The sequence below is a fragment of the Azonexus sp. MM2026_4 genome, assembly GCF_055901855.1.
This window is the reverse complement of the sequence record NZ_CM148380.1, coordinates 3,900,902-3,924,443: the sequence shown is the minus strand read 5'-3', so window position 1 is coordinate 3,924,443 and position 23,542 is coordinate 3,900,902. Positions and strand designations below refer to the sequence as shown.

Below are 23,542 nucleotides of genomic sequence, written 5' to 3'. Positions count from 1 at the left end.
GGCCACCGCCCAGGTGGCCTTTCTCTTTGGAGACCGCCATGCCCCATTCCGCCGCCCGTCTCGCCGACATCGCTCCCTTCCACGTCGTCGAACTGCTGACCCGTGCCCGCGAGCTTGAAGCGGCGGGCCGCGACATCATCCATATGGAAGTCGGCGAGCCGGATTTCGCGACGCCGGCGCCGATCGTCGATGCCGCCATCGCCGCACTGAACGGTGGAAAAACGTTGTACACGCAGGCACTCGGGCTGCCCGAGTTGCGCCAGGCGATCAGCGACTTCTACCGCCAGCGCTACGGCGTCGCCGTGCCGGCCGCGCGCATCGCCGTCACCAACGGCGCCTCCGGCGCGCTCAACCTGGCCTTCGCCTGCCTCGCCGATCCCGGCCGCGAATGGCTGCTCGCCGATCCCGGTTACCCGTGCAACCGGCACATCCTGCGCACCTACGAAGGCCGCCCGGTCGCCATCCCGGTCGGCCCGCAGAGCAACTTCCAGCCGACGCCGGCGCAAGTCGCCACGGCCTGGAACGAAAACACGGCCGGCCTCCTCGTCGCCTCGCCGGCCAACCCGACCGGCACCCTGCTGACGCTGCCGGAGATCGCCGCGCTGGCCGAGGTCTGCCGCGCCCGCGCCGGCCACTTCCTGGTCGACGAGATCTACCACGGCCTCACCTACGAGACCGACGCGCCGACCGCCTGCGCCGCCGGCGACGACATCTGGGTGATCAACAGCTTCTCCAAGTATTTCCAGATGACCGGCTGGCGGCTGGGCTGGATGGTGATTCCGGAAGCCTTCGTGCGCGACGTCGAGAAGCTGGCGCAGAACCTCGTCCTCTGTCCGTCAACGCCGGCGCAGTACGCGGCGCTCGCCGCCTTCCGGCCGGAAACCATCGCCATCCTCGAGGAACGCCGGGCCGAGTTCCGCCGCCGCCGCGACTTCCTGGCACCGGCACTGGAGGCGATCGGGCTCGCCATCGTCGCCCGCCCGGAAGGCGCCTTCTACCTGTACTGCGACTGCTCGGCGGTGGCCGCCGACAGCTTCGCACTGGCCCGCGAGTTGCTCGAAGACGCCGGTGTCGCCGCGACGCCGGGGCTGGATTTCGGCGCCAACGCGCCGGAAAAATACATCCGCTTCGCCTACACCACCGGCGTCGACCGGCTGGCCGAAGCGGTCGAGCGCCTACGCCGCCACTTCGGGCGGTAGGTCGAGGTCGGGGTAACGGGCGGCCAGCGCCGCCCAGTCGAAATGCGGTCCGGGGTCGCTCTTGCGCCCCGGCGCGATGTCGCTGTGACCGGCGACGGCAGTAATCGGATAACGCTGGCGAAAGGCGTCGAGCAAGGGCCACAAGGCCGCGTACTGGGCGTCGGTGAACGGCAGCTCGTCGCAGCCCTCGAGTTCGATGCCGACCGAGTAGTCGTTGCAGTTGTCGCGCCCGCACCAGTTCGACCGGCCGGCGTGCCAGGCGCGCCGGTCGCAGCCGACGAACTGGACGACGCGGCCGTCGCGCCTGACGTAGAAATGCGCCGACACCTGCAACCCGGCAATTTCGGCGAAATACGGGTGCGCCGTCGCATCGAGCCGATTGAGGAAAAAGTCCTCGACCCAGTCGCCGCCGAACTCGCCGGGCGGCAGGCTGATGTTATGCACGACCACCAGCGCAACCGCGGCGCCGGCCGGGCGCTCGCCGAAATTCGGCGACTCCCGCCGCTCGGCCGTGTCCAGCCAGCCATCCGCCAGCCAGGTCATTCGATACCCAGCCGTTCCAGCCGGTAGCGCAGCGAACGGAAGGTGACGCCGAGCAGGCGCGCCGCCGCCGTCCGGTTGCCCTCGGTCTTCTGCAGCGCTTCCAGGATGGCCTGGCGTTCGAGGCGGTTGAGGTAGTCGTCGAGCGTCTCGCTGCCGCGCCCCTGGAGATCGCTGCCGGCCCCCTCCTCGGGCTCGAGGTGGAGGTCGTCGGGCTCGATCAGCTCGCCGGCGCAGAGCGCGGTCGCCCGTTCGAGGATGTTCTCCAGCTCGCGCACGTTGCCGGGGAAGGAGTACAACTGCAACGCCTTGATCGCCGCCGGCGACAGACTGGGATGTGCCTCGCCGCACAGCTTGCTCAGGATGCTGTCGACCAGCGGCGCGATGTCTTCCATGCGCTCGCGCAAGGGCGGCATGCGCAGTTCGATGACGTTCAACCGGTAATAGAGATCCTGGCGGAAGCTGCCCTGATCGACCCGCTCGCGCAGGTTGCGGTGGGTGGCGCAGATGATGCGCAGGTCGACCGGCTCTTCGGTGACGCAGCCGACCTTGCGCACGCGTTTTTCCTGGATCGCCCGCAGCAGCTTGACCTGCATCGCCAGCGGCAGGTCGGCGACCTCGTCGAGGAACAGCGTGCCGCCGCTGGCGGCCTGGAAGAAGCCGTCGCGGTCGCTGTCGGCGCCGGTGAAGGCGCCCTTGCGATAGCCGAAGAACTCGCTCTCCATCAGGTTCTCGGGGATCGCCCCGCAGTTGACCGGGACGAAGGGCCCGGCGCTGCGCGCGCTGCGGGCGTGGATCAGGCGCGCCGCCAGTTCCTTGCCGGAGCCGGACTCGCCGGAGATGTAGATCGGCGCCTGGCTGCGCGCCATTTTCTCGATCATCGCCCGCACCTGCTGCATGCTCGCCGACTCGCCGGTCAGCGCACGCAGCGCGTCGTTCTCGGCGCCGTTGCCGGGCAGACGCAAGGCGGAACGGATCAGCGCCCGCAACTGTTCCAGGCCGACCGGCTTCGACAGGTAGTCGAAGGCGCCGGCCTTGAGCGCGGCGACCGCGTTCTCGGCGCTGCCCCAGGCGGTGATCACGGCGACCGGCAGGCGCGGGTGGTTCTCGGCGATGTAACGGACGATTTCCAGCCCGGCACCGTCGGGCAGGCGCATGTCAGTCAGGCATAACTGGAAATCGCCGGCCGCCAGCGCCGCCTTCGCTTCGCCGACCGAACCGGCGCACTCCGCCGCCAGGCCCATGCGGGCCAGGGTCAGGTCGATCAGTTCGCGGATGTCGGCCTCGTCGTCGACGACGAGGACACGGTTCAACTCGCCGCGCGGGCGCCGCTCGCTACGGGTAACGGACACGAATCACTCCTCCCGGAAACAATGAAATGGCCACCGCCGGCATCGGCCTTCAGGGTCAGCGCGCCGCCGTTGGCGACGCACAGCTCGCGGGCGATGAACAGGCCGAGGCCGGTACCCAGGGTATGGGTGGTGAAAAAGGGTTCGAACACCTGGTCGCGCAATTCGGCCGGTACGCCGGGACCATCGTCGATGACGTGCAATTCTACCCAGCCCTGGCCGAGGGCGGGAACTGCCCGGACGCGCACCGCCGCCGTGCCGCGCGTCGAATGGCGCAGCGCATTGCCGACCAGGTTCCACAACACCTGGTGCAGGTGCGAGCGGTCGAAGCAGATGACAAGCCCGGCCGGCACCTCAAGGGCGATGGTGGTCGGCGGCAGGTTTTCGTTGCCCAGCAGGTCGACCGCGAAATTGCCGAGGAATTCGCGCAGCGAGATCACTTCGACCTGCGCCTGCTTCTGCCGACCGAGTTCGAGCACGTCGCCGACGATGCGGTCCAGGCGCGCGGTATTGTCGCCGATGATGCGCAGCAGGCGCTCGTAGAGGTCGCCGCGCCGCTCCTCGCGCAACAGTTCCGAGGCATGGCTGATCGCCGACAGCGGATTGCGGATTTCATGGGCGATGCTCGCCGTCAGCCGGCCGAGCGCCGCCAGCTTGAGCTGCTTGGCCTGCTCCTTGATGCGGCCGACATCCTCGATGAAGACCAGCACCTCGCCGTCGGAACTGGCGGTCGATTCGAAACGCGCCCCCAGTTCGGCGTTGCCGGCCCCGGAGAGCAAAACGCTGTCGTTGCTGTTGCCGGCCAACCAGTGGCCGAGCGCCGCCCCCAGGGTCGGCGCGTGCACCGCCAGATTGCCGCCGCTTGCCGGCAGACCGAGCAGACGCACCGCCATCGGGTTGTGGCGGACAATCTCGCCATCGCGGGTGACGATCAGCACGCCGTCCTGCATCCGCTCGACAACGCGCTGGTTGATGCGAATCTGGTTGTTGAGCGCGATGCCGCGCCGACGGGCGAGGTCTTCGTTGACCATCACGCGCTGGCCGAGCAGGCGGGCGAGGATCGCCGTCGCGAAATAGCCGGCCGAGATGAAGCCGGCCTGGACCAGGCCGCTCTGGTCGAAACCGCTCAGCAAAACCCCCAGCGCCTGCGACAGCAGTGCCGCCAAGGTCGCCAGCGCCGCGTAGAGCAGGACCAGCCGCCCCTGGCCGACCAGGCTCGCCGCCGCCAGGGAAATCAGCAGGATCAGCCCGAAGCCGCTGCTGACGCCGCCGGCAATGAACATCAGCGCGGCGAGGACGACGATATCGACGACGACCTGGAAGGAAAGCTGAAAGTTGAAATGCTGCTGCCAGAAACGCGCCAACACGAGACCGACCGCCGTGCACAGCAGATGCGCGCCGACCAGCGTGAAGGTCAGGAGCGACGGCAGCATGTTGAGGCGCAGGTTCCAGTCGCCGGGGAAAAGCAGCGCCAGCAGCGCCAGGCTGCCGAGCAACAGGCGGTAGAGGACGAAATACTGGAAGGAGCGCCAGTTCGGCTCCCAGGTATCGTTCAGCCAGCCCTGCACGTCAGCCCCCGGCGCGCCGGGCGGCGTCGCGATGTGCCGCGTTGCAGTAGTGGCGGCCGCCTTCGGCGACGGCATCGCTTTCCGGCAAATGCACGCCGCAGTGGGCGCAGCGCACCATGCGCTCGACCGGTGGCGGCGCATCCGGCGGCGGCACGGCGGCATCCCGGCCCTTGCGCCAGTGCCACCAGAGAATTGCGCCAAGCGCGAGGAGCAGCAGGTATTTCAGCATCTCAGCCGGTCTGGCCCGGCTTTTCGACCCAGTCGATGATCGCCTGCCACTGCTCCAGGTCGCGCTCGGCGCGCGAACGCGGCAGGTCGAACAGGGTCAGGCCGGCGGCGGCGGCCTGGACATAGACCTGGGTGTCGCGCAGATAAGCCAGCACCGGCAGGTTGAAGCCGGCGAAGAAGCGTTCCAGTTCGGCAGCGGCACGCGTCCGGCCATCGACCCGCATGCCGATCACGGCGACGTCGGCCTTGCCCTTGCGCACCGCTTTTTCGTCGAGCAGGGCTTCCAGGAAATGGCGGGTCGCCCGCATGTCGAACAGCGACGGCTGGACCGGCACGATCACCCGCGTTGACAGCTTCAACACCTTGTCGAGCTGCTTGCCGTGCAGGCCGGCCGGGGTATCGAGGACGACGTGCGAGGTGCCCTTGGGCGGCCGGGCGATACGGTCCGGACCGATCTCCCAGGTCTCGATCGTCGGCAATGCGAAGGGGCGCGTCGCCAACCATTCGCGCGCCGACTGCTGGCGGTCGATGTCGCCGAGCATGACGTCGTGGCCGCGGCTGGCGAAATAGCCGGCGAGGTTGGTGGCCAGCGTGCTCTTGCCGGAACCGCCTTTGGGATTGGCGACGAGGAAACCCTTCATTCACGCTCCTTCTTGTCGAGGATGCTGCGCACCAGGTTGACGTGCTCGCGCAGCGTGTAGACCAGGTCGGTGAAACCGAGCGGCACGCGCAACTCGGCCGCTTCTTCGTCGAGCGCGTCGAGGCGGCTGCGATATTCCGCCAGTCGCGCCGGATCGTAGTGGTTCTTCAGGTCGTCCTCGAGGAACTTCAGCTCGCCGTAGCAACGGAACACCTTGGAGCGGACCCGCCAGCTATAGAGCGCCGGCGCCACCCGCAGCAGCGGGATGAGCAGGGCGATCACCGGCACCAGCAGGACGATCAGCCGGTCGACCAGGACCGCCAGCCAGAACGGTAGATAGCGCTGCAGGAAGGGCGGGCCGGACTTGAAGAAGCGCTCGGCCTCCGACGACAGCGGCAGCATGCCGTCCATGTAGGCCGGAAACTCGTTGGCCGTCTGGAAGAAGCCGGGCTTGCCGTGGATCTGCCGCGCCGCCTGCAGCAGCAGGTTCTGCAGCGCCGGATGCAGGTCGTCGCGCACCACCAGGCTGGCGGTCGGCGCCAGCACCCGGGTATCGACCGGCGGGATGTCGAGGACCAGGTCGGCCACCCCCTGCGGCATGGTGAGCCGGGTCAGGAAGGGATAACGCCGCTCGTAGGCGAAGGACTGCGAGAAATTCATCAGCTTGACACCCGGCGAACGCAGCAGCACCTGAACCACCGGCGCGTGCTCGGCGGCAATGATGAAGGCGGCGTCGATGCGCCCCTGCTGCAGCTCTTCGGCGGCGGCGAGGCCGGAGATCGGCAACGCGTTCTGGCGGAAATCGACATCGTTGTCTTCCAGCAGGCGCTGCGCCAGTTGCCGGATGCCGGAGCCTTCCTGGCCGATGGCGATGCGCTTGCCGCGCAATTCGCTCAGGCGCTCAATGGTTTCGCCCTGGTAGAAGACCCAGACCGGCTCGTAGAACATGCTGCCCAGCGACAGCAGGCCCCAGGTTTCCGGCTCCTCGTCGATCCGGCTTTCGTCGATCGGTTCGATGACGCCACCCTGAACAAACCCGATCTGCGCTTCGCCACTCTTGAGCCGTTCGAGATTCTGCACCGAGCCTTCCGAGGAACGCACTTCGAGCGTGATCCCTGAGCGCGCCAGGATCGCCGCGTAGCGCCTGGCGAACTGGTAGTAGGCGCCACTCTCGCTGCCGCTGGTCATCACCACGTGGTGCGGCGGCGCCGGCTCGACGAACTGGAAGGCGATGACGAAACCGATGCCGGCGATCAAAAAGATCCACCAGGCCGTCGCGAACAGGTCGCGCAGCGAGATAAGTCCAGCCTTGATTTTCGCCATCATGCGTGGTCGGGCAAACCCTGTCGTCGTCAAGAGTGCGAGGGTATCACCGCCAGCCCTTGCGATCTACCGCGCAACCGGTGCTGACGACGTCATACCGGCGTCAGTTTGGCGTATTCGAGCGCCAGCCATTTCATCCCGACACCGCCACCGAAGTTGACCTGCACCCGAGCATCGGCGCCGCGCCCATCGCTGGCGACGATGACGCCCAAACCGAACTTCGGATGTTCGACGTTCTGCCCGATACGCAAACCACCGGCCACCGGCGCGCTGCTGGCGGCGGCGTAGCCGCCCCAGGTCGGCGCCGGTGCCGAGGCCTTCTTGTTGAGCTTGAACAGCAGTTCTTCCGGGATCTCGTCGAAGAAGGACGAAGCCGTGCAATAGCGCGTCTGCCCGTGCAGCATGCGGGTCTGCGCGCAGGACAGGTAAAGCCGCTGGCGGGCGCGGGTGACCGCGACGTACATCAGCCGACGCTCCTCCTCCAGGCCGTCGCGCCCCTCGTTGACTGCGTTCTCGTGCGGGAACAGTCCCTGTTCCAGGCCGCTGATGAAGACGACGTCGAACTCCAGTCCCTTCGCCGCGTGCACCGACATCAACTGGACCGCTTCCTGGCCTTCGCCGGCCTGGTGTTCGCCGGATTCGAGCGAGGCGTGGGCGAGGAAGGAGGCGAGCGCGCCGCCTTCGCCCACCGCCCCTTCATCGTCCACGAAGCTGGCGGCGGCGTTGATCAGTTCGTCGAGGTTCTCCAGCCGCTCCTGGCCTTCCTTCTCCAGCCGGTAATGCTGGGCGAGGCCGGACTTCTCGACGACGTGCTCGATGATCTCGGGCAGCGGCAGTTTTTCGCATTCCTGGCGCAGCGTCTCGACCAACCGGATGAAGGCGCCGACGCTCTGGCCGGCCTTGCCGGTCAGCGAAGCGGCGGCGTTGTAGAGGCTGGAGTTCATCTGGTGCGCGGCGGCCTGCAGGTTTTCCAGCGAACGGGCACCGATGCCGCGGGTCGGGAAGTTCACGACGCGCAGAAACGCCGTATCGTCGTCGGGATTGCCGAGCAGGCGCAGGTAGGCGAGCGCGTGCTTGACTTCCTGGCGCTCGAAGAAGCGCAGGCCGCCATAGACCTTGTAGGGCACGCCCTTGGTGAACAACTCGTGTTCGAGCACGCGCGACTGGGCGTTCGAACGGTAAAGGATGGCGCACTGTGTCGCCGGCACGCCGTCGCGCACCAGTTCGCGGATCTCGTCGACGATGAAGCGCGCCTCGTCGATGTCCGAATAGGCTTCGAAGGCGCGGATCGGCTCGCCGTCGCCGGCGTCGGTCCACAGGTTTTTGCCCAGGCGCTCGCGGTTGTGCTTGATGATGGCGTTGGCGGCAGCCAGGATGTTGCCGTGCGAACGGTAGTTCTGCTCGAGGCGGATGATGTTGTCGGCGCAGTAGTCGCGCTCGAAGTCGCGCATGTTGCCGACCTCGGCGCCGCGGAAGCGGTAGATCGACTGATCGTCGTCGCCGACCGCGAAGAGTTTGGCGCCGCCGCCGGCCAGCAGTTGCAGCCAGGCGTACTGCAGCTTGTTGGTATCCTGGAACTCATCGACCAGGATCTGCCGGAAACGCTGCTGGTAATGCGTGCGCAAGGGCTCGTTGCGCTGCAGCAACTCGAAGCAGCGCAGCAGCAGCTCGGCGAAGTCGCAGACGCCCTCGCGGTTGCACTGGGTTTCGTACTCGGCATAAATCTCGACGCGCTTCTGCGTGTAGTGGTCGTACACCTCGGCCTGACCGGCACGCACGCCCTGCTCCTTGTGCGCGTTGATGAAATGACAGAGCTCGCGCGGCGGGTACTTCTCGTCGTCGATGTTGAGGTTCTTCAGGAGGCGCTTGACCATCGCCAGTTGGTCGGCCGAATCGAGGATCTGGAAGGTCTGCGGCAGGCCGGCCTCGCGGTAGTGCGCGCGCAGCAGCCGGTTGCACAGGCCGTGGAAGGTGCCGATCCACATCCCGCGCACATTGATCGGCACCAGCGCCGACAGGCGCGCGCTCATTTCCTTGGCTGCCTTGTTGGTGAAGGTCACCGCCATCACCCCATGCGGCCCGACCTGGCCGGTCGAGATCAGCCAGGCGATGCGCGTCGTCAGCACCCGCGTCTTGCCGCTGCCGGCGCCGGCCAGGATCAGCGCATGCACCGGCGGCAGCGTCACGGCCTGCAGTTGGGGAGGATTGAGGTTGGCGAGCAGGTCGGACATGGCGTCGGGGGATCACAGAGAGAGGCGGACAGTGTACAATGCCGGCCGCAGTTTATTGGACAAGTGGTCAAACCAATTTGTTGTAATTGTGCAACGCAGCAACACAAACCGGACAATTTGTTACATGCCGGCCGGTGTGTCAAAAGTATACTGGCGGCAAATATATTGCAGTGCACAAAACTATTTGCCCACGAGGCAGTCGAATGGAATGGGGTCACCACCGTGACCGACAAGGAGCAGCAAATGAACAACATGCAATCACCGAAAATCCTCCCCTGGATTGCCAAGCGGGCCGGCATCAGTGAAGAACTGGCGCTCAAGCTGTGGCGTCGCGCCGTCGGCGAAGCCGAAACCCTGACCGGTCAATCGTCCGGCGCCGAGTTCTCCGGCCTGGCCATCGAGCGCTTCCTGGCCATCGTCGAAGACGAAGCCGGCGCCCTGGCCACCGGCAAGCTTGCCGCCGCCCCGCAACTGGGCTGGGTCTGGCGCCACCAGACGCGGATGTCGCTGCTGTCGCTGATGGCCGCGCAAAACACCTACCAGTTCTGGCAGAACACCTGGAACGACCTGGTCGGCCAAAAAAAAGCCGCCTGACCGGACGTCGCTGACGTTCGGCCCGTCGCGCCGCCCGCCGGCGGCGTGACGGGGAACCGCCCCGCCCCGGCCGGGACCTGCGCGCGGGAATTGCTGAAAAGCGGCGCCGTTACCGGGGCTGGCAACCGCTATAATTCGCGGTTTGATCGACGCTCATTCAGCACGCAAAGCCCATGCAGGAAAAATACACCCCGGCCGACCTCGAACGCGCCGCCCAGCAACACTGGGACGAAACCGGCGCCGCCCGCGCCGTCGAGGACAACAGCAAACCCAAGTACTACTGCCTGTCGATGTTCCCGTATCCGTCCGGGAAACTGCACATGGGTCATGTGCGCAACTACACGATCGGCGACGTGCTCTCGCGCTTCCACAAGATGCAGGGCTACAACGTGCTGCAGCCGATGGGCTGGGACGCCTTCGGCATGCCGGCGGAAAACGCGGCCATGCAGAACAATGTCGCGCCGGCCGGGTGGACCTACTCGAACATCGATTACATGCGTTCGCAGCTCAAGTCGCTGGGTTACGCCATCGACTGGCAGCGCGAATTCGCCACCTGCACCCCCGAGTACTACCGCTGGGAACAATGGCTGTTCACCCGCCTCTATGAAAAGGGCCTGGTGTACAAGAAGCTCGGCACCGTGAACTGGGACCCGGTCGATCACACCGTGCTCGCCAACGAACAGGTCATCGACGGTCGCGGCTGGCGTTCCGGCGCGCTCATCGAGAAGCGCGAGATCCCGATGTACTACATGAAGATCACCGCCTACGCCGAAGAGCTGCTCGCCGAACTCGACAACCTGCCGGGCTGGCCGGAACAGGTCCGCCTGATGCAGAAGAACTGGATCGGCAAGAGCACGGGCGTACGTTTCGCCTTCCCGCTGGCGGATAACCCGGACGAAAAGCTGTGGGTCTTCACCACCCGCGCCGACACCATCATGGGCGTCACCTTCGTCGCCGTAGCCGCCGAGCATCCGCTGGCGCAGCGCGCTGCGGCGGGCAACCCGGAACTGGCCAATTTCATCGAGGAATGCAAGAAGGGCGGCGTTGCCGAAGCCGACATTGCGACGATGGAAAAGAAGGGCCTGCCGACCGGCATTTTCGTCACCCATCCGCTGACCGGCGAACAGGTCGAAGTCTGGGTCGGCAACTACGTGCTGATGAGCTATGGCGACGGTGCCGTGATGGCCGTGCCGGCGCACGACGAACGCGATTTCGCGTTTGCGCTGAAGTACAACTTGCCGATCAAGCAGGTCGTTGCCGTCGAAGGTGAATCCTTCAGCGACCAGGCCTGGGCCGAGTCCTACGCCGACAAGGTCAAGGGCAAGCTGGTCAATTCCGGCAAATACGACGGTCTCGGCTATGAAGCCGCCGTCGACACCATCGCTGCCGACCTCGCCGCCAAGGACCTCGGCGACAAGAAAGTCCAGTTCCGCCTGCGCGACTGGGGCATTTCCCGCCAGCGCTACTGGGGCTGCCCGATCCCGATCATCCACTGCAAGACCTGTGGCGACGTGCCGGTGCCGGACGCGCAACTGCCCGTCGTGCTGCCCGAAAACGTCGAGATTACCGGCGCCGGCTCGCCGCTCGCCAGGATGCCCGAGTTCTACGAGTGCAAGTGTCCGAAGTGCGGCGGCGACGCCCGCCGCGAAACCGACACCATGGATACCTTCTTCGAGTCGTCCTGGTACTTCCTGCGCTACGCCTGCCCGGACAACACCACGGCGATGGTCGACGAGCGCGTCGCCTACTGGTGCAAGGGCGGCATCGACCAGTACATCGGCGGTATCGAGCACGCCATCCTGCATTTGCTGTATTCGCGCTTCTTCACCAAGCTGATGCGCGATGTCGGCCTGATCGGCGACCTCGGCGAACCGTTCGCCAACCTGCTGACGCAGGGCATGGTCGTTGCGCCGACCTTCTACCGCGATCTTGATGGCGGCAAGAAGCAGTGGATCAACCCGGCCGACGTGGACGTCGTCACCGACGAGCGCGGTCGCCCGACCGGCGCCACGCTGAAGGCCGACGGCCTGCCGGTAGTCATCGGCGGCACCGAAAAGATGTCGAAGTCGAAGAACAACGGCGTCGATCCGCAAGCACTGATCGACCAATACGGCGCCGACACGGCGCGTCTGTTCATCATGTTCGCCTCGCCGCCCGATCAGTCGCTGGAATGGTCCGACGCCGGCGTCGAAGGCGCCTACCGCTTCCTGCGCCGTTTGTGGAAAACGACTTACGAGCACGTGCAAACCGGCCTCGTCGCCGCCTGCACCGGCAACGACGGCCTCTCTTCCGCGCAGGCCGACCTGCGGCGCAAGCTGCACCAGACCATGGGCAAGGTCGCCGACGACTACGGCCGGCGCAAGCAGTTCAACACCGCCATCGCCGCCGTCATGGAGCTGCTCAACGCCTACGACAAGTGCGATCTCGCCGACGCTGCCGGCCGCGCGCTCGCCCAGGAAGTCCTGGAAAGCGCCGTGCTGCTGCTCTTCCCCATCGTCCCGCACATCGGCCAGGCGCTCTACGCCGAACTGAAGCCGGGTGCCGACGCCGGCCTCGCCGCCTTCCCGAAGGCCGACCCGGCCGCGCTAAAGCAGGACGAGATCGAGCTGATGGTGCAGGTCAACGGCAAGCTGCGCGGTTCCATCCGCGTCGCCGCGGAAGCCGACAAGGCGAGCATCGAAGCCGCCGCGCTGGCTTGCGAGGGCGCCGTCAAATTCATGGAAGGCAAGCCGGCGAAGAAGGTCATCGTCGTCCCCGGCCGCCTGGTCAACATCGTCGCTTGAGGAAAACGCCATGCGCCTGCTGCGCCCGCTGTTCGCCCTGATTCTCGTCGCCGCCCTCGCCGGCTGCGGCTTCCATCTGCGCGGCGCGGGCGGCAACACGCTGCCCTACAAGACGATGGCCATCGCGCTGCCGGAAACCGCCGACGTCCGGATCTGGCTCGAACGTCACATCCGCGGCAGCGGCGGTACCGAAATCGTCGCCGATCCGAAGGCGGCGGAGGCGGTCTTCCAGCAGCTCGAGGACAACCGGCAGAAAACCATCCTCAGCGTCAACGCCCAGGGCCGAGTGCGCGAATACCGCCTGCAGATGACCTACCGCTTCCGGCTGATCAATGGCAAGGGCGAGGAAATCGTCGGCCCGAACGAACTCAGTCTGAGCCGAGACTTCAGCTTCGACGACTCGCAAGTGCTCGCCAAGGACATCGAAGAACGTCTGCTCTGGCGCGACCTGAGCAGCGATCTGGTGAACCAGATCATGCGTCGCCTGAGCATCGTCAAGCCCAAGGACCCGAGCCGGGAAACCGACTGATGCTGCTCAAGGCCGAACAACTGGCCGCCCATCTCGAACGCGAACTGCGCCCGCTCTACGTCCTCTACGGCGACGAGCCGCTGCTCGTGCTCGAAGCCGCCGACGCCATCCGCGCCCGGGCGCGCGGCGCCGGTTACAGCGAACGCGAAGTACTGACCGTCCTGCCGCATTTTGACTGGGGCCAGTTGCTCGCCGCCGGCGGCAACCTGTCCCTGTTCGGCGACAAGAAGCTGATCGACCTGCGCATCCCCGCCGGCAAGCCGGGCAAGGAAGGCGGCGCCGCGCTGCAGCAGTGGTGCCAGCACCTGTCGCCCGACAACCTGCTGCTGGTCACCCTGCCCGAACTCGACTGGCGCGAGGAGAAGGCGGCCTGGTTCACGACGCTGGCCAACGCCGGCGTTGCCGTCAAGCTCAACGCCCCGCCGCTTGCCGAACTGCCGGGCTGGATCGCCGGCCGGCTACGCCGGCAGCAGCAGAGTGCCGATCCGGAAAGCCTGAAATTCATCGCCGAACGCGTCGAAGGCAACCTGCTCGCCGCGCACCAGGAAATCCAGAAACTGGCCCTGCTTTACCCGGCCGGCAAACTGACCGATGCACAGGTGCGCGACGCCGTGCTCAATGTCGCCCGCTACGACATCGACGGCCTGCGCGAAGCCCTACTCGCCGGCGACGTCGGCCGCCTGGCGCGCACCCTCGACGGCCTGATGCAGGAAGGCGAGGCGCCGCCGCTGGTGCTCTGGGCGATGAGCGAGGAAATCCGCAGCCTGACGGCGATCCGCGCCGGACTCGACAACGGCCGCCCGCTCGATCTGCTGCTCAAGGAGGCCAAGGTCTGGGGCGCGCGCCAGAACGCCGTCAAACGGGCCGTGCAACGCCTGGGCAGCGCCCAGCTCGAGGCGGCGCTGCGCCACGCTGGGCGCATCGACGCGCTGATCAAGGGCATCGGCCAGGGCAACCTGTGGGAAGAATGCCTGCGCCTGGGCCTGCGTATCTGCGGCCAGGGTAAGCTCGACGCAAGGATTCCCGGTTAAGCTTCCGCGAAACAGCATGTTTCGGGGGACTTTCATGCCACACGCCACCCATGGCGCCATTGCGCTCGCCCTGTTCCTGGCGGGCAGCGCGGCCCAGGCCGACGACAACGTATTGCCGCTGCTGCCGCTGTCGCTCGACGAACTGCTGGCGACGCCGGTCACCACCGCCTCGCGCCATGCCGAAGCGCGCGAACAGACGCCCGCCCACATCATCGTCATCACCCGCGAGCAGATGCGCGACCGGCGCTACAAGAACCTCGCCGACCTGCTCGAAGACCTGCCCGGCGTCGACTTCCAGCGCGGCACGCGGTCGACGCAGTTCAACCACTTCGTCTTCCAGGGCAACGTCAGCAACAACAAGCTGCTGATCCTGCTCGACGGCGTCCGCATCGATCATCCGGCCGGCGGCAAGATTCCGGTCGCCGAGAACTTCTCGCTCTACTTCGCCCGCCAGGTCGAAATCCTCTACGGCCCCGCCGCCGCCCTCTACGGCGCCGACGCCGTCGCCGGCGTCATCAACATCATCACCAGCCGCGGCGGCGAAGCCGGCAGCAAGATCGCCGCCGGCGCCGGCAGCTACGGCTCGCTCGAGGGCAATTTCCTGGCCAGCGGCCGCTTCGGCGAAGGCATCGGCCTGACCGCCGGCGCCCACTACCAGAAAAGCGACCGCGCGCCGCTCGACGAGTATTACCGCAAGGATTTCCCGAAAGTGGCGGCCGGCACCAAGACCGCCGCCGAACGCGAGGACTACGTCGGCGACATCGGCAGCCGCAGTTTCTACGCCCGCCTCGATGTCGGCGAGCGGCTGAGCGTCGGCTACTACCAGAACCGCTTCCGCAGCCTGACCAGCACCGGCGACCGCTCCAGCGCCGTCTACTTCCTCGACGACGCCTACTGGGACACCACCATCGAAACCTGGCAGGCACGCTACAAGTTCGACCTGTCGCCAACCCTGAGCAGCGAAACCCTGGTCGACCACTCGCGCTACGAAGTCGATCCGAAAAGCCGCTACATCAACACCTTCACCAACTTCGAGGATCACGGCTACGACTACGCCTACGGCCGCCGCACCGGCATCGAGCAGAATCTTGCCTGGCGCCCGAACGACCGCCACACCGTCCTCGCCGGCCTCGGTTACCGCGACTACCGGGCGATCGAAACGCCCGACCTGCCACACCCCTACGACACCTCGAAGTCGACCGGCAACCAGGGCATGAGCTATCCCAACACCAGCCTGCCGCTGCAGATCTACGAGGCCAACTACCGCAGCTGGTCGGGCTACGTGCAGTGGCAGGCGCAATGGAACCCGGTCTTCTCGACGGTGGCCGGCCTGCGCTACGACTGGTACTCGACCTACGGCAACACCACCAATCCGCGACTCGGCGCCGTCTGGCAGGCGCTGCCCGGCCATTTCCTGAAGCTCGCCTACGGCGAGGCCTTCCGCGCGCCATCGCCGGAGGAAAGCTACAGCGCCTTCGGCAGCTTCAACAGCGCCGGCAACCCGATCGGCACCTTCCGCGCCCCCAACGCCAACCTGCTCCCGGAAAAATCGAAGACCTGGTCGCTGACCTGGGACTGGCGGCCGGGGCGGACCTTCAACCTGGTGGCCAACGCCTACCTGACCGAGGTCGACAACGTCATCCTCACCCGCCGCAACGACGTGCCGATCCAGTACATCCCCGGCGTCGTCCTCGGCGCCACGGAATCGAAGCAGAACAGCGGCAGCGACCGCTACAGCGGCTTCGATCTGGTGCCGCAATGGCAGGTGCATCTGGGCGGCGCCTGGAGCGCCGATGCCTGGGGCAGCTACAGCTACGTCGATGGCCATTTCCGGGAGACCGATGACGGTCCCAGGCTGAAGCAGATCAACATCGCGCAGCACAAGCTCAAGCTCGGCATCACCTTGCGCTACCAGGACTGGCTGACGATCACGCCGCGCCTGCAATGGATCGACGCCACGACCACCGGCGCCATCAACCGGCCGACCAGCGACCGCGTGCGCAAGACCGACGCCTACTCGGTCGCCAGCCTGCACGTCGGCATCCACAAGCTGGCCGACGAACGCCTGTCGCTCTACCTCGACATCTACAACCTGTTCGACAAGCGCTACCACGCCGCCCACACCTCGTCGTCGAGCGCGGTCATGCAGGCGGTGCCGCAGCAGCCGCGCAGCCTGATGGCGACCGTCGAATACCGCTTCTGAGCCCAGCGTGTCCGTCACCCAGCGCCGCCCCAACCCAGCCCGCCGCCCCTGGCGGGCGCTGGCGCTGGCGCTGCTGACCTCGACCGCCATCGCCCAGCCGGTCTCCGAATACGGCATGAAGGCGGTGCTCTTCTTCCGCCTCTCGCAATTCGTCTACTGGCCGGCCCAGAACGGCGTGCCGAAGCCCACCGTGTTCTGCGTCGCCGGCGAGGCCAACCCGTTCGGCGAGGCGCTCGCCCAGATCGACAAGGGCAACCCGGCGGTCGAGGTACGCACCACCGGCGGCGAACTCGCCGGCTGCCACCTGCTCTTCATCCCGCGCGCCGAGGCGGCGGCCCTGCCGGCCTGGCTGGCGAGGAGCGCGACGCGGTCCGTGCTGACGGTTTCCGACATCGCCGGCTTTGCCCGCAGCGGCGGCATGGTCGAGTTGCCGCTCGAAGGCAGCCGCATCGGCATCGTCGTCAACCGGCGCGCCGCCCTCGCCCGCGGTTTCGAATTCAACGCCCAGTTGCTGCGCCTGGCGCGGGTGGTCGAACCATGACGCGACAGTCCCTGAATCGCCTGCTGCCGGCGCCGACCATCCGCAACAAGCTGGTCGCGCTGTCCTTCGCCTTCCTGCTGTTCACCGTCGGTCTCGTCTTCCTCCTCGTCTTCACCCAGCAGCGCCAGCAACTACAGGCGCAATGGAGCGATTCGATGACCGCGCAGGCCCGCCTGCTGGCCAGCAATCTGCAGGCGGCGGTGGCCTTTGCCGACCACCGTGAGGCGAGCCGGCTGCTCGACTCGCTGGCGGTCAACCCGGCCGTCCTCGCCGCCCGCCTCGTCCTCCCCGACGGTCGGCAGCTCGGCGAATACCGGGCCGCCAACCGCGCCATCCCAGCCTTCCCGGAAATCGACGGTGGCCCCCGCTTCCTCGACGACATCCTCGTTGTGCGCACGCCGATCGAGCTCGGCGAAGACTATCGCTCGGCGGCCCAGGTCGAACTCCTGGTTTCGCTCGAGCAGTACCACCTGACGCTGCAACGGACGATCCGCGAGACTTCGCTGCTGCTCTGCGTCGCCCTGGTGCTGGCGCTGATCCTCACCCGCGTCGTCGTCGGCCGCCTGATGGCGCCGCTGGAACAACTCGACCGCCTGGCCAACCGGATTTCGCAGGACGCCCAACTCGACGAGCGCATCGCCACCCGGCGCAACGACGAGATCGGCAGCCTGAGCCAGAGTTTCGACCGCATGCTCGACTCGCTGCAGGTCCGTGACCGCGAACTGGCGCGTTACCGCGAATCGCTGGAAAGCATGGTGTCGCTGCGCACCGCCGAGTTGCAGCAGGCGATCGCCGAGGCCCGCGAGGCGAGCCGCGCCAAGTCGGATTTCCTGGCCCGCATGAGCCACGAGATCCGCACCCCGATGAACGCCATCATCGGCCTCGGCCACATGCTCAGCGAGACGGCGCTGGCACGCGAGCAGCGCGAATTCCTGGAGCAGATCGTCCAGTCGTCGGAAGCCCTGCTCGGCATCATCAACGACATCCTCGACTACTCGAAGATCGAGGCCGGCAGCCTGACGCTCGAACGGCAACCGCTGGAGATCGCCACCGTCTTCCATTCGGTCGCCGCCCTCTTTGCCCTCAAGGCGCGCGACAAGGGGCTGGCGCTGCAATTCAGCGGTGCCGAGGCGATCCCCGAACGCCTGCTCGGCGACGCGCTGCGCCTGAGCCAGATCCTGATCAACCTGATCGGCAACGCCCTCAAGTTCACCGCGCAGGGCAGTATCCGGGTCGGCGTCCGCCGGCTGGCCAGCAACGGCGAGCGGGTACGCCTGGAATTCACGGTTGCCGACAGCGGCATCGGCATCGAGCGCGAGCAGCTCGACCGCCTGTTCTCGCCCTTCACCCAGGCCGACAGCAGCATCACCCGGCGCTTCGGCGGCACCGGGCTGGGCCTCTCGATCTGCCGCCAGATGGTCACCCTGATGGGCGGCGAAATCGATGTCGACAGCACACCGGGCCAGGGCAGCGTGTTCCGCTTCACTGCCAGCCTGGAAAGCGCTCCCGCCAGCCTGCCCGCACCGCCCCCGGCGAAGCCGCGCGGCACGCCGCGCTGGCAGGGGGAGAAAATCCTGCTGGTCGAGGACATTCCCCTCAACCGCAGGATCGCCATCGCCCTGCTGCAGAAGGTCGGCCTCCAGGTCAACATCGCCGTCGACGGCCAGCAGGCGCTCGACGCCCTGGCGCGCGAGGATTACCGGCTGGTTCTGATGGACATCCAGATGCCGGTGATGGATGGCCTGACCGCGACCCGCCGGATCCGCGCCGATCCCCGCCTGCGCGACCTGCCGGTGCTGGCGATGACCGCCCACGCGACGCGCGAGGACAGCGAGCAGTCGCGCGCCGCCGGCATCAACGCCCACCTGACCAAACCGATCATCCCCGCCGTGCTGTACGAGGCGATCGCCCGCTGGCTGCCGCCTTCGGGGACGGCCGATGCGCCCGCCGAAACCGGCGGAGCGGGCCCGGCGCTGCCGGCCATTCCCGGCCTCGACACGGCGCAGGGGCTGGCCCTGCACCTGCAGCGCAACACCTTCTACCTGAAGTCGCTGCACGCTTTCCGGCAGGATTTCGCCGGCATCGACCGCCAGCTCGACGCCGCGCTGCAGGCCGGCGACCAGGCGACGGCGCGGCGCCTCGCGCACTCGCTGAAATCGGTTGCCGCGTCGCTCGGCGCCCAGGAACTGGCCAGGCTGGCGCGCGCGCTGGAGCAGACGCTGAGCGGCGAACAGCCGGCCAGCGCCACGCCGGAAAACTTCGCCGCGCTGGCCCGCGAACACCACCGACTGCTGGCGGAACTGGCCCGGCTGCCGGCACTGGCCGAAGCGCCGGCAAACCCTGAACGACTGGCGCCGGCGGCGCTGGAAGAACTCTTTTCCCGACTGCAAGTCAGCCTGAAGGCCGGCGAAGCCGACAGCCGACTCGGCTTCGACCGCCTGGCGGCGGCGCTGCCGGAGCAGTTGCCGGGACAGGACATCGACATGGCCGCCTTGCTGGAAGAAATCGGCTGGCTGATCGACGATGTGGAATACGATACGGCCTGCGCCAGGCTGCAAGGCCTGCGCGAAGCGTGGAGGAAATCGCTCGCATGACCGCACCGCAATGCGTCCTCGTCGTCGACGACGAAAAACAGAATCGCGACCTGCTCACCGAATTGCTGCACGAGGAATGTCGCGTCATCCTGGCCAAGAACGGGTTCCAGGCGCTGGAGCGCGCCTGCGAACAGCAACCGGACCTGATCCTGCTCGACGTGCTGATGCCGGAGATGAACGGCTTCGAGGTCATCCAGCGGCTGAAGAACGACGACCGCACCCGCCACATCCCGGTGATCTTCGTTTCGGCGCTCGATTCGCCGAGCGACGAGGAACGCGGGCTCGACCTCGGCGCCGTCGATTACATCGCCAAGCCCTTCCATCCGCCGATCGTCCGCAAGCGCGTGCGCAACCACCTGCTTTCGGTACATCACCGGCGCCTGCTGGAAAACCTGGCGATGATCGACAGCCTGACCGAGATCGCCAACCGGCGCCGCTACGACACGCAGCTCGAGAGCGAATGGCGGCGCTGCGCGCGCAGCGGCTCGCCGCTGTCGCTGATGATCATCGACGTCGATCATTTCAAGGCCTACAACGACAATTTCGGCCACGCCGCCGGCGATCAGATCCTGCGCAGCATCGCCCTCGCCATGAGCGGTCAGGTCGGGCGTCCCGGCGATCTGGTGGCCCGTTACGGCGGCGAGGAATTCGCCGTCCTGCTGCCGCTGACCGAGCGCCACGCGGCACGGCTGATCGCGGAAGAACTGCGCAGCCGGATCGAGGACCTGCAGATTCCCCATCCGCACTCGCCGGTGGCGCCGGTGGTCACGGTCAGTATCGGCGGCATGACCGTCGTCCCGGTCGGCGGGCAGGTCCTGCCGGAGTTGTTCAACCGGGCGGACGCCGCCCTCTACGAGGCGAAGCGCGCGGGGCGCAACCGGGTTTTCTGGCAGGAAACCTGAAGCCTCGGCCGATCAGGCCTTGTCGGCGGCCGGCGGCAGCTCGTCGGGCCCGAGGTCTTCCCAGATGCAGTCGCATTCCCGACGCACGTCGTGCAGGGCCGGCTTGTCGGTTTCCTGAACCAGGCAGTGACCCTGGCATTCATCGGCGACCACCACCAGTTTCATTTCCTCGTCCACCTGGCGTTCGCCGTCCCAGTAGCTGCAAGTCGCGCAGACCTTGACCTCGGCCGGTAGTATCAGTTTTTCGCCCATCATGTCCTCGATGGAAAGCCCCGTAATCAATGCGGGTAAGAGTTTACCCGCTTCCGGAAGTTCCCTGTGATTTGTCTGGCTATAATGGCCTTTTGCTTCGAACGAAACGCATCATGGACATCAAGGAAACCATGCAGGCGATCGGCCGCCGGGCGCGCGCCGCCTCGCGCCGCCTCGCCACCGCCAGCACCGCCGAAAAGAACGCCGCCCTGCAGGCGATCGCCGACGCCATCCGCCGGGAAAAAGCGGCACTGCTCGCCGCCAACGCCGAAGACGTCGCCGCCGCCCGCGCCGCCGGGCTGGAGCCGGCGATGCTCGACCGCCTGACACTGACCGAGAAGGGCGTCGACAACATGGCCGAAGGCGTCGAACAGGTCGCCAAGCTGCCCGACCCGATCGGCGAGATGGGCGAGTTCAAGTTCCGCCCGTCCGGCATCCAGGTCGGCAAGATGCGCGTGCCGCTCGGCGTCATCGGCATCATCTACGAGGCGCGCCCGAACGTCACCGCCGACGCCGCCGCGCTTTGCCTGAAATCCGGCAACGCGGCGATCCTGCGCGGCGGTTCGGAAGCGATCCGCTGCAACCAGGCGATTGCCGCGCTGGTCAAGGAAGGCCTTGAAGTTGCCGGGTTGCCCGGCGACTGCGTGCAGGTGATCGAGACCACCGACCGCGCCGCGGTTGGCGAGTTGATCACCATGCGCGAGTTCGTCAACGTCATCGTGCCGCGCGGCGGCAAGGGCCTGATCGCCCGCCTGCTCGCCGAATCCCGGGTGCCGATGATCCAGCACCTGGACGGCAACTGCCACGTCTACCTGGACGAGGACGCCGACCCGAACAAGGCGCTGAAGATCGTCGAGAACGCCAAGACCCAGCGCTACGGCACCTGCAACACCGCCGAATCGCTGCTCGTCGACCGCGCGGTCGCCGCCATGCTGCTGCCGCCGATCGCCCACATGCTGACCGCCAAGGGCGTCGAGATCCGCGGCTGCGCCGAAACCTGCGCCATCGTCCCGAATGCCGTGCCCGCCAGCGAAGACGACTACTACGCCGAGTTCCTGGCGCCGATCATCTCGGTCAAGGTGGTGTCCGGCATCGACGAGGCGATCGCCCACATCAACCAGTATTCGTCGAAGCACACCGAGGCCATCGTCACCGACAACCACCCGAAGGCGATGCGCTTCCTGCGCGAAGTCGATTCGGCGTCGGTCATGGTCAACGCCTCGACCCGCTTCGCCGACGGCTTCGAATATGGCCTGGGCGCCGAGATCGGCATTTCGACCGACAAGATCCACGCGCGCGGTCCGGTCGGCCTCGAAGGGCTGACCAGCCAGAAGTGGGTCGTACTCGGCGACGGCCACGTCCGCGGCTGAAAACAAACACCATCACGGGGAGTCAACAGCATGCCCATCAATTGGAGTTCGGACCTCGACACCGGCATTCCGGTCATCGACCAGCAACATCGCCGCATCGTCGATTTCATCAACGATCTCGAAGCGGCACAGGTGCTCGGCAATCAGGAGAAGATCAAGCAGGTGATCTACGACTGCATCGACTACACGCTGTCGCACTTCGCCTTCGAGGAGAGCATGCAGGAAGAAGCCGGCTACCCCTACTGCAAGCCGCACAAGAAAGTGCATGAGCTGTTCACGCGCAAGGTCGCCGAGTACCAGCAGCGGATGGAACTGGGCGACGACGTCGCCGAGGAACTGCACGGCATGCTGGCCCGCTGGCTGGTCAACCACATCAAGCGCGACGACGCCGACTACGTCGCCTCGGTACGCGCCAGCATGACGCCGGTGGCAGCGGCGGCGCCGATCGAGCAGAAAAAGGCAGGCGGCTGGCTGAGCAGGCTGTTCGGCCGATGAGCGGTTTCGCCTGGGACGATCCTTTCCGTCTCGACAGCCAGCTCGCCGCCGACGAGCGGCAGGTGCGCAACGCGGCGCAGACCTTCGCCCGCCAGGCGCTGGCGCCGCGCATCCGCGACGCCTTCCGGCAGGAGACGGTCGATCGCGCGGTGTTCCGCGAAATGGGCGAGATGGGTCTGCTCGGCGCCACGCTGCCGCCGCAGTACGGCGGCGCCGGGCTGAACTACGTTTCCTACGGCCTGATCGCCCGGGAAATCGAGGCGGTCGATTCGGCCTACCGGACGATGCTCAGCGTGCAGTCGTCGCTGGTCATGCTGCCGATCTTCGCTTTCGGCAGCGAGGCGCAGAAAGAGAAATACCTGAAGAGACTAGGACGCGGCGAACTGATCGGCTGTTTCGGGCTGACCGAGCCGGACTCCGGTTCCGACCCGGCCAGCGCCCGTAGCCGGGCGCGAGCGGTCGCCGGCGGCTGGCGGCTGTCCGGCGTCAAGCGCTGGATCAGCAACGCGCCGATCGCCGACGTCTTCGTCGTCTGGGCCAAGGACGACGACGGCGTGCTGCGCGGTTTCATCCTGGAAAAGGGTATGACCGGGCTGAGCGCGCCGACGATCGCCGGCAAGGTCGGGCTGCGCGCCTCGGTCACCGGCGACATCGTCATGGACGAGGTCTTCGTGCCGAGCGAAAACCGCCTCGACGTCGGCGGCCTGAAAGGCCCGTTCACCTGCCTGAATGCCGCCCGTTACGGCATCGCCTGGGGCGCCCTGGGCGCCGCCGAAGCCTGCTGGCACACGGCGCGGCAATACACGCTGGACAGGAAGCAATTCGACCGGCCGCTGGCTGCGAACCAGTTGGTGCAGAAGAAACTCGCCGACATGCAGACCGAGATCGCGCTGGGCATCCAGGGCGCGCTACGCCTCGGCCGGATGATGGACGACGGCAGCGCGACGCCGGAAATCGTTTCGCTGATGAAGCGCAATTCCTGCGGCAAGGCGCTCGACATCGCCCGCACGGCGCGTGACATGCTGGGCGGCAACGGCATTTCCGACGAGTTCGGCGTCATCCGTCACCTGGTCAACCTGGAAGTGGTCAACACCTACGAGGGCACGCACGACATCCACGCGCTGATCCTCGGCCGCGCCCAGACCGGCATTTCGGCGTTCTGAGCCGGCG

Annotated in this window: 20 protein-coding genes; 12 read left to right on the top strand and 8 right to left on the bottom strand. The window is 66.8% G+C overall.

Going from position 1 to position 23,542, the window contains the following annotated elements:
* Positions 1-38: 38 nt before the first annotated feature.
* Positions 39-1,199: a pyridoxal phosphate-dependent aminotransferase gene (locus AC0KWY_RS18530; protein WP_474026956.1), complete on the top strand. Its 1,161-nt coding sequence runs from the start codon at positions 39-41 to the stop codon at positions 1,197-1,199.
* On the opposite strand, the gene ampD is transcribed toward AC0KWY_RS18530, so the two are convergent.
* The 7 genes from ampD to AC0KWY_RS18495 form a co-directional block, all read right to left on the bottom strand.
* Positions 1,176-1,742 carry a 1,6-anhydro-N-acetylmuramyl-L-alanine amidase AmpD gene (ampD, locus tag AC0KWY_RS18525; protein ID WP_474026955.1) on the bottom strand — a complete coding sequence of 189 codons (567 nt, stop codon included), beginning with the start codon at positions 1,740-1,742 and terminating at the stop codon, positions 1,176-1,178. The genes AC0KWY_RS18530 and ampD overlap by 24 nt on opposite strands.
* Complete coding sequence (locus AC0KWY_RS18520) at positions 1,739-3,091, bottom strand: sigma-54-dependent transcriptional regulator (RefSeq protein ID WP_474026954.1); 1,353 nt, start codon at positions 3,089-3,091, stop codon at positions 1,739-1,741. The genes ampD and AC0KWY_RS18520 overlap by 4 nt, the downstream gene beginning before the upstream one ends.
* Entirely contained in the window at positions 3,049-4,656 is a 1,608-nt protein-coding gene (locus AC0KWY_RS18515) for a two-component system sensor histidine kinase NtrB (RefSeq protein WP_474026953.1), read from the bottom strand. The genes AC0KWY_RS18520 and AC0KWY_RS18515 overlap by 43 nt, the downstream gene beginning before the upstream one ends.
* Position 4,657: 1 nt before the next feature.
* Complete coding sequence (locus tag AC0KWY_RS18510; protein WP_474026951.1) at positions 4,658-4,885, bottom strand: PP0621 family protein; 228 nt, start codon at positions 4,883-4,885, stop codon at positions 4,658-4,660.
* 1 nt (position 4,886) lies between these two features.
* Positions 4,887-5,525 (bottom strand): nucleotide-binding protein, encoded by a 639-nt coding sequence (locus AC0KWY_RS18505; protein ID WP_474026950.1) that lies wholly within the window; start codon positions 5,523-5,525, stop codon positions 4,887-4,889.
* Entirely contained in the window at positions 5,522-6,850 is a 1,329-nt protein-coding gene (locus AC0KWY_RS18500; protein ID WP_474026949.1) for a TAXI family TRAP transporter solute-binding subunit, read from the bottom strand. Before AC0KWY_RS18500 ends, AC0KWY_RS18505 begins: the two co-directional genes overlap by 4 nt.
* A gap of 89 nt (positions 6,851-6,939) precedes the next feature.
* Positions 6,940-9,078 carry a UvrD-helicase domain-containing protein gene (locus tag AC0KWY_RS18495; protein ID WP_474026948.1) on the bottom strand — a complete coding sequence of 713 codons (2,139 nt, stop codon included), beginning with the start codon at positions 9,076-9,078 and terminating at the stop codon, positions 6,940-6,942.
* Between the two features lie 243 nt (positions 9,079-9,321).
* Between AC0KWY_RS18495 and AC0KWY_RS18490 the strand changes: the two genes are divergently transcribed.
* The 8 genes from AC0KWY_RS18490 to AC0KWY_RS18455 all read left to right on the top strand — a co-directional run bounded on the left by AC0KWY_RS18490 (position 9,322) and on the right by AC0KWY_RS18455 (position 20,255).
* The gene (locus tag AC0KWY_RS18490) at positions 9,322-9,672 is read left to right on the top strand and encodes a hypothetical protein (RefSeq protein WP_474026947.1); all 351 of its coding nucleotides are present in this window, start codon (positions 9,322-9,324) and stop codon (positions 9,670-9,672) included.
* Positions 9,673-9,845: 173 nt separating this feature from the next.
* Complete coding sequence (leuS, locus tag AC0KWY_RS18485; RefSeq protein WP_474026946.1) at positions 9,846-12,455, top strand: leucine--tRNA ligase; 2,610 nt, start codon at positions 9,846-9,848, stop codon at positions 12,453-12,455.
* Between the two features lie 10 nt (positions 12,456-12,465).
* Positions 12,466-12,984 (top strand): LPS-assembly lipoprotein LptE, encoded by a 519-nt coding sequence (locus AC0KWY_RS18480; RefSeq protein WP_474026945.1) that lies wholly within the window; start codon positions 12,466-12,468, stop codon positions 12,982-12,984.
* The gene (gene holA / locus AC0KWY_RS18475) at positions 12,984-14,015 is read left to right on the top strand and encodes a DNA polymerase III subunit delta (protein WP_474026944.1); all 1,032 of its coding nucleotides are present in this window, start codon (positions 12,984-12,986) and stop codon (positions 14,013-14,015) included. Before AC0KWY_RS18480 ends, holA begins: the two co-directional genes overlap by 1 nt.
* Before the next feature lie 34 nt (positions 14,016-14,049).
* Complete coding sequence (locus AC0KWY_RS18470; RefSeq protein WP_474026943.1) at positions 14,050-16,218, top strand: TonB-dependent receptor plug domain-containing protein; 2,169 nt, start codon at positions 14,050-14,052, stop codon at positions 16,216-16,218.
* A gap of 7 nt (positions 16,219-16,225) precedes the next feature.
* Positions 16,226-16,759, top strand: a complete 534-nt coding sequence (locus tag AC0KWY_RS18465; protein ID WP_474026942.1) for a YfiR family protein — start codon at positions 16,226-16,228, stop codon at positions 16,757-16,759.
* Positions 16,756-19,353 carry an ATP-binding protein gene (locus AC0KWY_RS18460; RefSeq protein WP_474026941.1) on the top strand — a complete coding sequence of 866 codons (2,598 nt, stop codon included), beginning with the start codon at positions 16,756-16,758 and terminating at the stop codon, positions 19,351-19,353. Before AC0KWY_RS18465 ends, AC0KWY_RS18460 begins: the two co-directional genes overlap by 4 nt.
* Positions 19,350-20,255 carry a diguanylate cyclase gene (locus AC0KWY_RS18455; protein ID WP_474026940.1) on the top strand — a complete coding sequence of 302 codons (906 nt, stop codon included), beginning with the start codon at positions 19,350-19,352 and terminating at the stop codon, positions 20,253-20,255. The genes AC0KWY_RS18460 and AC0KWY_RS18455 overlap by 4 nt, the downstream gene beginning before the upstream one ends.
* A gap of 12 nt (positions 20,256-20,267) precedes the next feature.
* Here the strand turns inward: AC0KWY_RS18455 and AC0KWY_RS18450 are convergent, their stop codons facing one another.
* Complete coding sequence (locus AC0KWY_RS18450; protein WP_474026939.1) at positions 20,268-20,507, bottom strand: hypothetical protein; 240 nt, start codon at positions 20,505-20,507, stop codon at positions 20,268-20,270.
* A gap of 113 nt (positions 20,508-20,620) precedes the next feature.
* On the opposite strand from AC0KWY_RS18450, the gene AC0KWY_RS18445 reads away from it, so the two are divergent.
* Genes AC0KWY_RS18445 through AC0KWY_RS18435 form a run of 3 tightly spaced genes read left to right on the top strand, consistent with a single transcriptional unit; the run spans position 20,621 to position 23,535 of the window.
* Positions 20,621-21,877, top strand: coding sequence for a glutamate-5-semialdehyde dehydrogenase (locus AC0KWY_RS18445; protein ID WP_474026938.1), 1,257 nt, complete (start codon positions 20,621-20,623; stop codon positions 21,875-21,877).
* Between the two features lie 30 nt (positions 21,878-21,907).
* Positions 21,908-22,372: a bacteriohemerythrin gene (locus AC0KWY_RS18440; RefSeq protein ID WP_474026937.1), complete on the top strand. Its 465-nt coding sequence runs from the start codon at positions 21,908-21,910 to the stop codon at positions 22,370-22,372.
* Positions 22,369-23,535, top strand: a complete 1,167-nt coding sequence (locus AC0KWY_RS18435) for an acyl-CoA dehydrogenase (protein ID WP_474026936.1) — start codon at positions 22,369-22,371, stop codon at positions 23,533-23,535. Before AC0KWY_RS18440 ends, AC0KWY_RS18435 begins: the two co-directional genes overlap by 4 nt.
* Positions 23,536-23,542: the final 7 nt, after the last annotated feature.

Bases quoted from the DNA above. Each gene is read 5' to 3' on its own strand.
- AC0KWY_RS18500 (WP_474026949.1), bottom strand. From the start codon at position 6,850: ATGATGGCGAAAATCAAGGCTGGACTTATCTCGCTGCGCGACCTGTTC.
- holA (WP_474026944.1), top strand. From the start codon at position 12,984: ATGCTGCTCAAGGCCGAACAACTGGCCGCCCATCTCGAACGCGAACTG.
- AC0KWY_RS18495 (WP_474026948.1), bottom strand. From the start codon at position 9,078: ATGTCCGACCTGCTCGCCAACCTCAATCCTCCCCAACTGCAGGCCGTG.
- AC0KWY_RS18460 (WP_474026941.1), top strand. From the start codon at position 16,756: ATGACGCGACAGTCCCTGAATCGCCTGCTGCCGGCGCCGACCATCCGC.
- AC0KWY_RS18455 (WP_474026940.1), top strand. From the start codon at position 19,350: ATGACCGCACCGCAATGCGTCCTCGTCGTCGACGACGAAAAACAGAAT.
- AC0KWY_RS18490 (WP_474026947.1), top strand. From the start codon at position 9,322: ATGAACAACATGCAATCACCGAAAATCCTCCCCTGGATTGCCAAGCGG.
- AC0KWY_RS18510 (WP_474026951.1), bottom strand. From the start codon at position 4,885: ATGCTGAAATACCTGCTGCTCCTCGCGCTTGGCGCAATTCTCTGGTGG.
- AC0KWY_RS18440 (WP_474026937.1), top strand. From the start codon at position 21,908: ATGCCCATCAATTGGAGTTCGGACCTCGACACCGGCATTCCGGTCATC.
- leuS (WP_474026946.1), top strand. From the start codon at position 9,846: ATGCAGGAAAAATACACCCCGGCCGACCTCGAACGCGCCGCCCAGCAA.
- AC0KWY_RS18450 (WP_474026939.1), bottom strand. From the start codon at position 20,507: ATGGGCGAAAAACTGATACTACCGGCCGAGGTCAAGGTCTGCGCGACT.
- AC0KWY_RS18480 (WP_474026945.1), top strand. From the start codon at position 12,466: ATGCGCCTGCTGCGCCCGCTGTTCGCCCTGATTCTCGTCGCCGCCCTC.
- AC0KWY_RS18530 (WP_474026956.1), top strand. From the start codon at position 39: ATGCCCCATTCCGCCGCCCGTCTCGCCGACATCGCTCCCTTCCACGTC.
- ampD (WP_474026955.1), bottom strand. From the start codon at position 1,742: ATGACCTGGCTGGCGGATGGCTGGCTGGACACGGCCGAGCGGCGGGAG.
- AC0KWY_RS18505 (WP_474026950.1), bottom strand. From the start codon at position 5,525: ATGAAGGGTTTCCTCGTCGCCAATCCCAAAGGCGGTTCCGGCAAGAGC.
- AC0KWY_RS18470 (WP_474026943.1), top strand. From the start codon at position 14,050: ATGCCACACGCCACCCATGGCGCCATTGCGCTCGCCCTGTTCCTGGCG.
- AC0KWY_RS18435 (WP_474026936.1), top strand. From the start codon at position 22,369: ATGAGCGGTTTCGCCTGGGACGATCCTTTCCGTCTCGACAGCCAGCTC.
- AC0KWY_RS18445 (WP_474026938.1), top strand. From the start codon at position 20,621: ATGGACATCAAGGAAACCATGCAGGCGATCGGCCGCCGGGCGCGCGCC.